This is a genomic window from Bacillus sp. UNC322MFChir4.1, assembly GCF_000746135.1.
Taxonomy (GTDB): Bacteria; Bacillota; Bacilli; order Bacillales; family Bacillaceae_G; genus Bacillus_A.
This window is the reverse complement of record NZ_KN050809.1, coordinates 144,276-157,430: the sequence shown is the minus strand read 5'-3', so window position 1 is coordinate 157,430 and position 13,155 is coordinate 144,276. Positions and strand designations below refer to the sequence as shown.

Genomic DNA, 13,155 nt, shown 5'->3' with positions numbered 1-13,155 from the left:
TATATAGGATTTGTAATACTCATTTCTATATTGTTAGGGCATTGTAAATGTATATGTTGTGTTTTTTCGGTATGATAAAGTAAATAGGAAATTTTCATTTTTACCTTTTTCGGTAGGAGTCATACAGTACGTTAGAGCGGGATTAAGTGAAAAAGATGCAACAAACATAGGAGTGATTGTTTTGGGGAAATTACATGTTTCTAACCTTATTTTATTATGTGTCTGCGCAGTTTTATGTATTATTTTAGGGGTGTTTTTATATATATGTATATAAAGAAACGCATTCTAAAAAAGAATGCGTTATAAAATAGAACTAATAATCAAGCGTGTGCCGAGAATAATTAAGGTAATGCGTAATAAGTTGATAATGGCATTACCACTTAACTTTGTATTAATATAAGCTCCTAATTTCCCACCAATCCATGCCCCTGGGATTAAAACAAGGGCATAGAGCCAGCTAACATTACCAAGGGAAATATGAGTTGCTGAATTTACAATTGCAGATAAAAGAACAATAAACATGGATGTAGCAACGGCGATTTGAGCCGGAAAAGCAAAAAGAAGCATCATTGCTGGAACTAATAAGGCACCTCCGCCAATCCCGAATAAGCCAGAAATAAAACCTACACCTAATGAAATAATGATTGCAAGAAAAGGTGGAAACTGATAGGTGATGACTTCTCCTTCTGAAGTTGTAAAAGAACGTTTAATAACAGAACTACTTGAAACGGAAATGGGTTTCATTTTATCACGTAGCATTAGTAAAATCGATACGAAAATAAGAAAGACTCCAAAATATAAAGAAAAAGATTCTTGATTTAAAAATTTATTTGCCCATGATCCGATGATTCCACCAGGGCCACTCCCAATAAATAAAATAAGACCACTTTTATAATCAACTCGTTTATGCTTCATATAAGTAAGGGTAGAAGCCAAACCTGTAAATACGACAGTAACAATTGAAGTGCCGACGGCTAATTGTGGGGATAGGCTGTGTAAGCCTATCAGTAATGGAACAATAATGATTCCACCACCAAGACCAACTAGACTTCCAATCGTACCTGCTAATAATCCAACAAGTAGTAGCATAATATATTCCAACAATAACATCTCCTCTTTTATAGCAAATACATCACTCATTATACAACGTTTTGAATGAAAATGATGTGTGTTTGCAAAAAAGTCGCCTTCTATATAAGAAGACGACTTTTTTTAGAAAATAAGATTTAATACGTAATAGCATAAAGCAGCTAATGAAGCTGAAATAGGAAGTGTAATCACCCATGTAATTAACATACGTTTTGCTGTTCCCCATTTTACACCCTTTACGCGATGTGAAGCGCCAACACCTAAAATAGAAGATGAAATAACGTGTGTTGTACTTACTGGTAAATGAATGAAAGTTGCGCCGAAAATAACAAGTGATGATGATAAATCAGCAGCTACTCCATTTACAGGGCGGATTTTCATAATTTGTCCACCGACAGTTTTAATAATTTTCCATCCTCCAATAGAAGTACCAAGACCCATTGCAGTCGCACACGCAAGTTGGACCCAAAAAGGGATATCTGATGAAGTGTGATAATTATTTGCAATAAGTGCCATTGTAATAATACCCATCGCTTTTTGAGCATCGTTTGTACCATGTGTGTAAGCTTGTAATGCAGCTGTGAACACTTGGAATAAACGGAAATTTTTGTTCGTTTTCGTCAGGTTAAAGTTTTTAAAGGAAACTTTAAAAATACTATACACGATGTAACCAATGACGAAAGCGATAATTGGTGAAGTAACTAAAGCTTCAATGATTTTAATGAAACCTTTATAGTTTAATGAATGTACACCAGCAGCGGCAATAGCTGCCCCAGCAATAGCACCGATAATAGCATGAGATGAACTACTTGGAATCCCGTAATACCAAGTAATTAAGTTCCATGCAATAGCAGCAATTAGTGCTGCTAAAATAACGACAGAACCATTTGGTAATGTAAATGGATCAACAATATCTTTTGTAATCGTCTTTGCTACACCCGTAAATGTCATTGCACCTAAAAAGTTCATAATAGATGCCATAATAATGGCTTGCCTTGGCTTTAAAGCCTTTGTTGAGACAGCTGTTGCGATGGCATTTGCTGTATCATGGAACCCGTTAATAAAGTCGAAAGCTAGGGCACATATGACAACTAAAACGGTTAAAATCAAGAGTGTATCCATGATCAAACTCCTTATGCGTTCTTCATAATAATTGTTTCTAAAACATTTGCTACGCTTTGGCAGCTGTCAGCAACTTCTTCTAGTTCTTCGTAAATTTCTTTGTATTGAATAATCTTAATTGGATCTTTTTCACGAGAGAACAGATGTTTAATTGCATGTCTGCGAATATCATCACATTTTGATTCGTAATCTTTAATTTTAATTGCATTTGTACGAATATCGAGTAGCTTTTTATTAGACATCAATTCAATAGACGATGCAATCTCAATCGCACATTGGTTAATTGCATCAACGAACTTAATCATGTACTCATCAGCTTCTGTAATAGAGTACATTTCAAATAGACCAGCACTATGATCTAATCCGTCTAATACATCATCCATACTCATTGCAAGTTGTAAAATGTCTTCACGTTCAATTGGAGTGATAAACGCTTTGTTTAATTCCATAATGATTTCGTGAATATATGAGTCGCCTTTTGACTCATATTCTTTCATGCGCATGGAGAATTCTTTTAAATCACTTGCGTTTTTAATTTTATACTCCACAAAATATTGTGCGCCTTCTTTTAAATTTTCGGAAATGTTCGCTAACATTTCTGAAAATTTATCTTTCTTCGATTTAAAAACCATATTGTTACCCCCACCAAAAAAATAGTTATGTAAAGCATATTGGCTAGTTCATTCTATCAAAAAGCTGTCGTTTTTTAAAACATTTTATCGAAAAGTTTACAAAAACTTAACATTAGACATATTGAAAAATTAGCAATATTAATATAAATTAGCGATGCTCTTGTCTATAGAATGTCCTTTTCTTATAAAAGTATGACTCATAAAGAGAGCTTATACTTGACGAATTATAGCAGTATCATGGAAAATTTGAAAAGGCATACTGTACATATATACATTTGAAAGTAAGATAGAGGAAGTGAATGAATGAAGTTGAGTAGCACTCATTTACAAAAGATACGGGAGTGGTTCAAAATAAGAAAAAAATTGCGAATCACATTGTTAACGATTAGCTTAATTTTCTTATCCTTGTTTATCTTTGTTAATATTATGATCACAATCCAAGATATTTCGGCATTAAAACAAGCAGTGCCTCAGCCGACAGTTATTTATGATGCAAATAAGGAAGTAGCAGCAAAATTGTCTTCTTCGAAAACGGATGGAATTAAACGGAAAGATATTCCGAAAGTTATGGTCGAAGCTGTTGTTGCAGTAGAAGATAAAAAATTTTATGAGCATAGCGGCGTCTATTATAGTGGAATTTTCCATGCGATTGTTAAAAATATAACAGCAGGAGAAGTTGTTGCTGGAGGAAGTACAATTACACAACAGTTGGCTAAAAACGTATTTTTAACACAGGATCGGACATTTTCACGAAAATTTAAAGAGTATTTTATCGCAAAGAAAATTGAACGCACATATACAAAAGATGAAATTATCGAGATGTATTTGAATCAAATTTATTTTGGTGAAGGAGCCTGGGGGATTAAAAAAGCGGCAAAAACGTATTTTGACAAAGAGGTAAAGGAATTGACGATTCCAGAAGCTGCTACTTTAGCCGGGTTAATTAAAGCACCTTCTACGTATTCACCTTTTAAAGATTTTAATAAGTCGATTGAAAGAAGAAATATTGTTCTCTCGTTAATGAAAGAACAAGGTTATATTACAGAGAAGCAATTTCAAATAGCAAAAGATGAAGGGCTTTCACTTCAGCGCGGTGTCGAAGATAAATATAAAGGAAAGTACTCTCAATATGTTGATTACATCGTTCGAGAGGCAATGAATAAATATAAATTAACACAAAATGAAATTTTATCAGGCGGTTATCATATTTACACAGAATTAAATCCAAAAATGCAAGAAGCTACAGAAGCGGTTGTAAATAGTGAACAATATTTTCCAAAGACTAATTCTGATCAAATCATGCAAACAGGTGTTGTACTTATGAATCCAAAAACAGGCGGCATTCCAGCCCTTGTAGGCGGGAGAGGACCGTATCAATTTTTACAGTTTAATCATGCGGTACAATTAAAACGTCAGCCAGGTTCCACGTTAAAACCGCTAGCAGTGTATACACCGGCATTAGAGCAAGGATATGAGGTATATGATGTATTAAAAGATGAACCGCTTGAAATTAATGAATATAAACCAAAAAATAGCGGGAATGTATACCATGGTAATGTGACGATGTATGAGGCAATCGCTAATTCTTATAATGTACCAGCTGTTTGGCTATTAAAACAAATTGGTTTAGAAAAGGGATTGAAGTCTTTAGAACGGTTTGGTATTCCGCTGCAAGAAAAGGATCGATCGTATCCATTAGCGCTAGGAGGAATGAGTGAAGGCACATCTCCTCTTGTTATGGCACAAGCGTACGCAACATTTGCAAATGATGGTGTGCAAATGGAAGCACATGCCATTCGAGAAATTCAAGATGGTGAAGGGAATATAGTAGGGAAATGGTACAAAAAGGAAATTCGTGTTACGGATGAAAAAACGGCTCAAAAGATGACATACTTATTAAAAGGAGTTGTAGAGAAAGGAACTGGAAAAAAAGCGAAACTTAAATATGCAGAGACTGCTGGGAAAACAGGAACAACACAATTAGCGGATGAATCAAATAACGGCTCAAAAGATTCATGGTTTGTTGGCTATACACCAGAATTGCTTGCATCTATTTGGGTTGGTTACGATAAAACAGATAATGAACATTTTGTGCCGGCAGGTAGTCAAATAACGACGACGATGTTTCGTGATATTATGAATAAAGCAATTGGAAAGCCAATTCAAAAAAACTTTGATTTGTCTCTTATACCAGAAGCTGAGTATACAAAACAGTTACAAACAATTGAAGAAGAAATGAAGCGAAAAGAAGAGAAAAAACGTCAAGAAGACAAACAAGGAAAAGAACAACAAGGGAACTTGATGGAAAAAATAAAAGAATGGTTTTCATCCTTTTAGAGAGTAAATCCCAGGTTATAAAATAACCTGGGATTTACATGTATTTTAAATTGTTAGTATAGGGATCGTTATTACTTTAGTCACAACGTCTTTCGCGTCGTTTACATTTCTTTCTTTTGCACTCATCTTTCTTACGATCTTGGTTACGTGTTTCATTATCATCATTGTTATTAGCATTGTTGTTATTCTCATTGTTATTCTCATTGTTGTTATTGTTGTCGTTATTGTTATCATTATCATTGTTGTTATAGTTCCAGCGCATACTTTGAACATGGAACGATGGTACATACGTAACCTGACCATCAACCTCTAGTAGAATATGACTATTAGTACGGCCGACAACAGTCCCTTCTATTTTCTTCGGACCTTGGTTCAATTGAACCGTTTCTCCTTTTAGCCGGTTAATAACACTTCCAAAACGAGTTCCGCTTACAATGATAGGGTCTTCATTCTGGTTATTTTGATTATTTTGATTGTCGTTTTGTTCATTATCATCAGATTCTTCAGATTCATCTTCATATTGCTCGGCAAAGCCATTAATATGATGTAACGGATAGTAAACAACACCGTCGTCAGATTGTACTACACAAAAATCACTTTGAACTTTTAATAATGTTCCCTCTCCTTTTTCTGGACCCCCTAAATTAACACTTACGTTTGTGCCAATTAAATTTTTAAAATTTCTCATCGAATTTCGAGAATAGTTCGACTGATTATATGGATACATCATACATAGTTCCTCCTTAATGGAAATTATTTCTCTTTAAATCATTTGTCGTTATATGATATTCATCTTTACAGGACAAGACCTAGGATACTTGACTAATTTATAAAAAATGTGCGTATACATAAAGTGAAACTTTAATCAGTGGGGGACTTTATCCCCCACTGATTATTAGCCCTCACCAATCGGGCTTTTACGGGCAGTTTATCTCCCGCCTAACTTCTTAAGAAAAGCGGAAGCGGCTCGCTCAGAATCGCAGGACGCCCACGCACAAGGCGGAGAGGCACTTTTTGCCTCGTCCGAGGGGGCGAAACGACCGGAGATTCTAGCCGCTAAAGAGCTGGACAATGTTTTCACTGAATTTTGAGGTGGGAGTAATACTGCCCACGAATAGCGGGATAAAAAAACAAGCACTCTATTAGATTAAGAGTGCTTGTTGAGTTGAATATTTATATTTGTATGCACACTGCGCTCGGTTTTAGTTAATGTTGTATAAGAGATGACAATATTACCTTTGGCAATAGGTTCATAAGCAAGATCATCGAATTGGCCGTTATTTTTGTTATGGACTGTTAGTTCAATAGAGTCGAGATTTGCATTTGCATATTTTTCTTTGATTTGTGTTGCAATTGTTTCTAGTTGTTTATAGGAAGTGGCATCAGTTATTACCATTCCCTTTAGAACAATTTTTTCTTTTTGTCTAGTTTGTGTTAGTGGTATGTGGTTTTCATTTATATATAGGACTTGATAAGGAATGGTGTCGTCATTTGATTCTGCTCTTGGTCTATTGTATTCTCCAATTAAAAAGAGTGCAAAGCATAATGTTATACATGACATGAGAATAAGCCAAAAGCGGATAGATGATAATACTTTCATTAGTATTCACCCTCGTTTCCTATAAGTTCTTTCATTATGAATTATACAAAATGAGCATTAAATTAACGTTAAGCTGTGGTAAAGAAAAGTAAAGATATAAAAACCCTTTTTTAGGGGGCGAGAGGGGTTGGCCATGCGTAGAAGCGGTCAGGGCCCTTTCCTGTTATTAAAACAAAGGAAGCAAGCAGGTATAGGTCATGTTGTATTTTGCATAGCTGCGATGTATATGGTGAAAATCAAAATGAATGTATATAGAAAAATCTCTTAGATTTGTTATAGTTAATAAGAGGTTATAGGATTTTAAAGAGTGTAAACGCGTTATGAGTTGTTTGAAAATGAAATAATGTTTTCATTTTCATTTTTTTATATATAATTATATGTTTTTTAGACTTAAAGGTAGATAGGGGATGGTGTTTAAATGATTTCTATTGGGGTAACGGGATGGGGTGATCACGATTCTTTATATAAGGATCCATATGAAATAAAGCATAAACTGCAAACATATAGTGATCATTTTCCAATTGTGGAAGTGGATAGTTCTTTTTATGCTATGCAGCCTGTAAGAAATTATGAGAAATGGGCTTTAGAAACACCGTCAAATTTTTCGTTTATTGTGAAAGCCTATCAAGGAATGACAGGTCATATGCGCGGTGAAATTCCGTTTGCAAATATTGATGATATGTTTCACGCATTTAAAGAGTCAATCGCTCCTCTTCAAAAAGCCAATAAGTTAAAAATGGTATTATTCCAGTATCCACCTTGGTTTGATTGTCGAAAGAAAAATGTGGATTTATTACGCTATACAAAGGAAAAAATGCAAGATATCCCATGTTCATTAGAGTTTCGGAATCAGACTTGGTTTTATCCACAATTTCGTAATCAAACGTTGGAATTTATGAAACAAGAAGGTTGGATTCATACAATTTGTGATGAACCACAAGCGGGAGTTGGCTCTATTCCAATTGTATTAGAATCAACGCATGAACAAATGACTTTAGTTCGATTTCACGGACGCAATGTACACGGGTGGCTGGATAAAGGAGAGAACTGGCGGGCTGTTCGTTGTTTATATCGCTATAATAAACAGGAATTAGAAGAATGGATAGAACGAATAGAGGAATTGAAAACAAAAACAAAGGAAGTTTATCTTCTATTTAATAATAATTCTGGCGGAGATGCAGCAGATAATGCGAAACAGTTAATGGATATGCTGGGGATCACATACGGAGAGCCTAAACCTGAACAACTAAATTTATTTGAATGAAGTAAAATATTAACTAAAGAGTTAAAATAAAAAGAAACACACTGTACAAACAGGGGGAATGTACAGTGTGTTTCTTTATGAAAAAAGAGGGGTAACAATGTTACTGAGCGTTTGGTTGTTTCATCAATTGTTGGCTTCGTAATTAATGATAATGGTTATCATTATCAATGTCAATTGTTTTTCTAGTTTTAATCTTAAAAAATTCACGCCTTATAAAAATTAAGATGGGTGATCAATTATGTACGCTAGTGATAACTTGCTTGAAAAGATAGAAAAACTCTCATTGTAAAGATAAATGAGAGTTTTTCTGTCATTAGAGACTTATTGCTGTTCTTTTTGTTGTATGTATTGCTGTAAATCAAATGGTGAAACTTCTTGAATAAATTCTCTTGAAATAAGAGATTGAATAAGTGTACTTTCGGTAACGACAGTACCTGTTTTCTTTTTATAAGCTTGTTGTAATAAACTTAGCTTTTCTAATGTTTCTTTCGGCAATTCAATTGTTAATGTGTTCATATTTCTCCCCCCTGCTATTAGAGTATCACTAGAAGAGGAGAGAAACAAGAAAAGAGAAAGATATATAAGATGTGACAGGAAGTATATAAATCGATTTTAATTTATATGTATAAAAAAAGAAGGTAACTATTTTTAAAATAGCTACCTTCTTTTACGATTTTTACAGTAAGTATTGTTAAGCAATACCGATGTATTTCAAAGTTTTGGATGGGGTACTATGATCAAAAAAGTGTTGTAAAAAGGCAATATCTACGCCAGATTTATAAGCACAATATCCCCATGTTTTTCGAAGTGTATGCGAGCTAATCCCTTCTAAACCAACTTCTTTTGCTGCTTTGTTTAAAATGTACCAAGCATGTTGCCTTGTAATAGATTTTGTTCCTTTTTGAGATTTTAATAATGGTTCATTTCGCTTCCAGACTTTGCGTTCTTTCATATATTGTTCAATTGTATGTTGCAATTCTTCATTTACAGCGAACCATTTATGCTTTTTCATTTTGTCATTATAGAACAAAATTGAGTGACGAACATGCTCATCTTCATCGATAACATCGCCAACTTTTAACTGCAATATTTCACTTACTTTTAATCCGGAATTCACAGCTAATACGAATAATAAAGCATCGCGCTTTGATGATTGTATTAGTATATCTTTGATTTTTTCTAATTGTTTTTCGTTTTGAATTGGTTGTCCTACTTGTTTCATTTCACGCACTCTCCTCTTTTTGTATGTGTAAAGGAAAGGATTAACTAGTTATTACTGTAAAGGAAGAGTGTGAATTTCATGTGAACTTTTCGTGAAATTAGGACAAATTATTTGATTACTTCCACTTTTGACAAATGAAAGTAAAAGACAACGCCATTTTCTTTATTATAGACACCATAATTAGCATGATGCAATTCTAAAATGTTTTTTACGATGGATAGTCCAAGACCAGTTCCACCCGTATGACGGCTACGTGATGCATCTATTCGATAGAAGCGATCCCATATTTTATCTAAACTTTCTTCGGGAATAGGTGCACCGTTATTTTCAATTTCCACTTTTACGGTTTCTTCATTCTCACTGATAGTTACTTTTATTTGCTCTCCAACTGGTGTATAACGAATCGCATTGCTTAATAAATTGACGACAACTTGTTCAATACGATTTCGATTTGCTTGTACATAAATAGTGGAATCAAAGGCAAGCTCTACTTGTAAATCTTTTTCTTCGATGCTAAATAACAGCTTTGTATATACTTGTTGAATTAATTCTCCTATTGAAAACGGTTCTAATTCTAATTTATATGTGCCGGACTCAAGTTTTGCAAGTTCTAGCATTTCGACAATAAGGCGGTTCATGTTATCAGTCTCTTCTAAAATAACGTCAGTATAATACGTAGTGTCTTTACTTACGCCATCTTTAATGCCTTCAGCGAAACTTCGGATTACACTTAATGGTGTTTTTAATTCATGCGATACGCCAGATATAAATTCTTTTCTTGTTTTTTCTAGTTGCCGCTCTTTTTCAATATCTTGCTGTAGTTTTGTATTTACTACATGTAATTTATCAATTCGGTCTTTTAAATTTACAGAAAGAGAGTTAATACTACCTGATAGACTCCCTATCTCATCCTCAGTGGATATAGGAAGTTTTTCAGAGAAATCAAAGTTTGCCATTTTTTTTGTAACACGATTCATTTTAATAAGCGGATTTGCAATGATTTTTGAGTAATAAAACGATAATAAAATTATGACAATAAAGACGATCATTAACGCATAGACATAATAATCTTTCAAAACAAGCATAGCCTCATTAACGGGCTGCAATGATGTCATTGCAAATGCAAATTCTTTTATTTCTCCATTTGTAACTACGGGTTTAACAAAAATCTGACTTTTAATGTCGTTTTCTCCGCCGAGTGTATATGTTGTCATTTCACTCGCATTTGTTTTCCCTAATGCGACAGAAAGCTCCCAATGTTGGATGCCTTGCATTAATGTATCTTTATTTGCAAGACGAATATCGTTTGGAGAAGGCATATGCAATTTTGATATCGTACCATCGAATTTGTTAATGCTAGTACTAAAATCTTTTGTATATAAGTTTCTTTTGATATCTGTAAGTTGAATGCCAAATAGCTTCAAATCTGAAATGATATTATCATTTTGCCATGTTTTATTATCAGCAGTAGTAATTGTAACAGGAATAATCATATTGTTTTTTAAGATACCTTGTACACTGATTGGGTCAGATATTTTTAATCCTAAATTAATAAACGAAGAATATTCAGGAATTGTGAAAGTATTATTCAATGGAATAAACAGTGTATTATTGAATTTGTTAACAATTTCAATGTGATAATTTTTATCATCCTTAATAATACCATTGCGATCTAAAAGTACGAGTTCAGCGTTTGTTTTTTCATAAAACTCTTGTTTTAGCTTTGAAAGCTCCTCGAAAGTTCCGTTGCTTTTTTCATATTTGTTTACAAATTTTTCGAAATTAGTTTGGACCGTTTGAACTTTTTTATTAATATAAAATTTCTCTAAAAATAGTGATTGTCCAAGGAAAAAGAGTAGAAATGTAGCAGTAAATAATGCTGATGTTAATAAGAAAAGCTTAAACACAATACTTCTTTTTTTCACTTTTTCACCTCATAAGATGTAAATTCCATAATCGTCACTTTATTATAGCAAACGAATAAACATAGTAGGAGCGAAAATCTGTCGCATGCTGAGATAGTTCAATTCAAAAAGTCATATAAAGTGAGTATATACTGACATAAAATCCTTTCTTTCTAAGGAGAACGAGAGCATATGGTTATGCATAAAAGTGACTTATATATCTGAAAATCAAAATGGGTGTATATAGTAGAGGATAAAAAAGAACTTGCCAGACGTATGACAAGTTCTTATCGGATTTATGATTGGATTGCAGCGTCTAATGCAATTTCAATCATTTCGTTAAATGTTGTTTGACGTTCTTCGGCCGTTGTTTCTTCACCAGTAAAGATATGGTCACTTACTGTTAAGACAGATAATGCATTTACACCGTATTTTGCAGCTAATGTATATAGTGCAGTTGTTTCCATTTCAACAGCTAATACACCGTAGTCGCCAAGTTTTTTTACCATATCCATGCTTTCACGATAAAATACATCGGCTGTCAGTACGTTCCCAACACGGATGTGTAACCCTTTTTCTATACCAGCATCGTATGCTTTCTTCAATAAATCAAAGTTTGCACATGGTGCAAAATCAAATCCAGGGAATGTTAAACGATTTATGTTTGAGTCTGTACAAGCAGTCATTGCAATAATAACATCACGTACTTTTACGTCTTTTTGAATGGCACCGCATGTTCCAACACGAATTAAATTCTTTACCCCATAGCTTTGAATTAGCTCGTTTACGTAAATAGAAATAGAAGGAACTCCCATACCTGTACCTTGAACAGAGACGCGTTTTCCTTTATATGTTCCTGTAAACCCTAGCATGCCACGCACATTGTTATAGCATGTTACATCTTCTAAAAAATTTTCTGCAATATACTTTGCACGTAAAGGATCTCCAGGTAATAAAATAGATTCTGCAATTTCGCCTTCTTTTGCTCCAATGTGTATGCTCATATAAAATCCTCCTTGTTATGTAGCAATCAATATTACTAAATATTTACTTCACTTTGTAGTATACACGAAGTAGAGCGTTTACAATAGTATATTTCTATCTATAGATCTATTCAGGCAAAAGAAAATAATTGTGCTTTAATAGATGTTTTTGTACGATTAATAATCAGAATTATGTTACAATTTATTAAAAAATAGATGGGTGATTTCATGAAAAATGTTATTATAGGAGTTATCGCTTTGCTTCTTATTGTTCTTGGTGGATTTTATATGAAAAAATATAAAAGCAGTGAAGAAACAACAGGGCAGATACAGCAGGTGAAGTGGCAACTACATGATATGGATATAAATGAAATCGCAAATATTACATTTCAATTGCAAAATAAAAAAGGAACCGAAATTCGCGGTGTAAACGACCATATTCGCATGTTTATTGTGGACAGGCAGTTAACACAATCATATGAAGCGAGACCAACTTTTGTTGGAGATGGCTCTTACAAAGCTACATACCAGTTTAAAAAAGAAGGAGAATATACCATTTTCCTATATGAAGAAACAGGGGATACAACTAAACAATTTGCTGAAAAGAATATAGTAGCGGGAAAAAAAGTAGTAGAAAAAAAACAAAATCCAATTGCTGCAGATACGGTATTAACGAAATCTATTGGTCCATATAAAACATCGCTATTATTTCGTACGTTATATCCAAATGAAGAAGAAACATTAACGTTTCAATTTCAAGTGGGAAAAGGACAAAAGGTAAAGTTTCGTTCAAATGCAGGAGAACGTTCTGAATTACGTATAGTGGATGGAGAGCGACAGCATTTTTTATACGTTGTTCCTAATAATAATGAGGAACAATTACAATTTCGCGTTACGTTTCCGAGTGAAGGACTTTATAAAATATGGGGCACTTTTTATATTGACGGAAAGAAATATGAAGAACAATTTACTTTGCAAGTTCAGAAACGAAAAGACAGCTAA

General features: G+C 33.7%; 12 protein-coding genes. 3 read left to right on the top strand and 9 right to left on the bottom strand.

Annotated elements, in window-relative coordinates:
• Positions 1 to 300 precede the first annotated feature (300 nt).
• The 3 genes from BR72_RS18035 to BR72_RS18025 form a co-directional block, all read right to left on the bottom strand.
• Positions 301 to 1,101: a sulfite exporter TauE/SafE family protein gene (locus BR72_RS18035; protein ID WP_035435193.1), complete on the bottom strand. Its 801-nt coding sequence runs from the start codon at positions 1,099 to 1,101 to the stop codon at positions 301 to 303.
• 111 nt (positions 1,102 to 1,212) lie between these two features.
• Positions 1,213 to 2,211, bottom strand: coding sequence for an inorganic phosphate transporter (locus BR72_RS18030; RefSeq protein WP_035435191.1), 999 nt, complete (start codon positions 2,209 to 2,211; stop codon positions 1,213 to 1,215).
• Positions 2,212 to 2,222: 11 nt separating this feature from the next.
• The gene (locus BR72_RS18025; RefSeq protein WP_035435189.1) at positions 2,223 to 2,843 is read right to left on the bottom strand and encodes a DUF47 domain-containing protein; all 621 of its coding nucleotides are present in this window, start codon (positions 2,841 to 2,843) and stop codon (positions 2,223 to 2,225) included.
• Positions 2,844 to 3,146: 303 nt separating this feature from the next.
• Here BR72_RS18025 and BR72_RS18020 point away from each other — a divergent pair, with 303 nt between their 5' ends.
• Complete coding sequence (locus BR72_RS18020) at positions 3,147 to 5,180, top strand: transglycosylase domain-containing protein (protein WP_035435187.1); 2,034 nt, start codon at positions 3,147 to 3,149, stop codon at positions 5,178 to 5,180.
• A gap of 76 nt (positions 5,181 to 5,256) precedes the next feature.
• On the opposite strand, the gene BR72_RS18015 is transcribed toward BR72_RS18020, so the two are convergent.
• Together BR72_RS18015 and BR72_RS18010 are read right to left on the bottom strand one after the other, a co-directional pair.
• Complete coding sequence (locus BR72_RS18015; protein ID WP_035435185.1) at positions 5,257 to 5,910, bottom strand: hypothetical protein; 654 nt, start codon at positions 5,908 to 5,910, stop codon at positions 5,257 to 5,259.
• Between the two features lie 417 nt (positions 5,911 to 6,327).
• Positions 6,328 to 6,780, bottom strand: a complete 453-nt coding sequence (locus tag BR72_RS18010) for a hypothetical protein (RefSeq protein WP_035435182.1) — start codon at positions 6,778 to 6,780, stop codon at positions 6,328 to 6,330.
• Positions 6,781 to 7,198: 418 nt separating this feature from the next.
• On the opposite strand from BR72_RS18010, the gene BR72_RS18005 reads away from it, so the two are divergent.
• Positions 7,199 to 8,044 carry a DUF72 domain-containing protein gene (locus BR72_RS18005; protein ID WP_035435180.1) on the top strand — a complete coding sequence of 282 codons (846 nt, stop codon included), beginning with the start codon at positions 7,199 to 7,201 and terminating at the stop codon, positions 8,042 to 8,044.
• Between the two features lie 321 nt (positions 8,045 to 8,365).
• On the opposite strand, the gene BR72_RS18000 is transcribed toward BR72_RS18005, so the two are convergent.
• The 4 genes from BR72_RS18000 to deoD all read right to left on the bottom strand — a co-directional run bounded on the left by BR72_RS18000 (position 8,366) and on the right by deoD (position 12,174).
• Positions 8,366 to 8,560, bottom strand: a complete 195-nt coding sequence (locus BR72_RS18000; RefSeq protein ID WP_035435177.1) for a DUF3924 family protein — start codon at positions 8,558 to 8,560, stop codon at positions 8,366 to 8,368.
• Positions 8,561 to 8,735: 175 nt separating this feature from the next.
• Positions 8,736 to 9,266 carry a tyrosine-type recombinase/integrase gene (locus BR72_RS17995; RefSeq protein ID WP_035435176.1) on the bottom strand — a complete coding sequence of 177 codons (531 nt, stop codon included), beginning with the start codon at positions 9,264 to 9,266 and terminating at the stop codon, positions 8,736 to 8,738.
• 107 nt (positions 9,267 to 9,373) lie between these two features.
• Complete coding sequence (locus tag BR72_RS17990; RefSeq protein ID WP_035435173.1) at positions 9,374 to 11,191, bottom strand: sensor histidine kinase; 1,818 nt, start codon at positions 11,189 to 11,191, stop codon at positions 9,374 to 9,376.
• Between the two features lie 275 nt (positions 11,192 to 11,466).
• Complete coding sequence (gene deoD / locus BR72_RS17985) at positions 11,467 to 12,174, bottom strand: purine-nucleoside phosphorylase (RefSeq protein ID WP_035435171.1); 708 nt, start codon at positions 12,172 to 12,174, stop codon at positions 11,467 to 11,469.
• Positions 12,175 to 12,381: 207 nt separating this feature from the next.
• On the opposite strand from deoD, the gene BR72_RS17980 reads away from it, so the two are divergent.
• The gene (locus BR72_RS17980; RefSeq protein WP_035435169.1) at positions 12,382 to 13,155 is read left to right on the top strand and encodes a hypothetical protein; all 774 of its coding nucleotides are present in this window, start codon (positions 12,382 to 12,384) and stop codon (positions 13,153 to 13,155) included.

Bases quoted from the DNA above. Each gene is read 5' to 3' on its own strand.
- BR72_RS18000 (WP_035435177.1), bottom strand. From the start codon at position 8,560: ATGAACACATTAACAATTGAATTGCCGAAAGAAACATTAGAAAAGCTA.
- BR72_RS18010 (WP_035435182.1), bottom strand. From the start codon at position 6,780: ATGAAAGTATTATCATCTATCCGCTTTTGGCTTATTCTCATGTCATGT.
- BR72_RS18005 (WP_035435180.1), top strand. From the start codon at position 7,199: ATGATTTCTATTGGGGTAACGGGATGGGGTGATCACGATTCTTTATAT.
- BR72_RS18015 (WP_035435185.1), bottom strand. From the start codon at position 5,910: ATGATGTATCCATATAATCAGTCGAACTATTCTCGAAATTCGATGAGA.
- BR72_RS18020 (WP_035435187.1), top strand. From the start codon at position 3,147: ATGAAGTTGAGTAGCACTCATTTACAAAAGATACGGGAGTGGTTCAAA.
- BR72_RS18025 (WP_035435189.1), bottom strand. From the start codon at position 2,843: ATGGTTTTTAAATCGAAGAAAGATAAATTTTCAGAAATGTTAGCGAAC.
- BR72_RS17995 (WP_035435176.1), bottom strand. From the start codon at position 9,266: ATGAAACAAGTAGGACAACCAATTCAAAACGAAAAACAATTAGAAAAA.
- BR72_RS17980 (WP_035435169.1), top strand. From the start codon at position 12,382: ATGAAAAATGTTATTATAGGAGTTATCGCTTTGCTTCTTATTGTTCTT.
- deoD (WP_035435171.1), bottom strand. From the start codon at position 12,174: ATGAGCATACACATTGGAGCAAAAGAAGGCGAAATTGCAGAATCTATT.
- BR72_RS18030 (WP_035435191.1), bottom strand. From the start codon at position 2,211: ATGGATACACTCTTGATTTTAACCGTTTTAGTTGTCATATGTGCCCTA.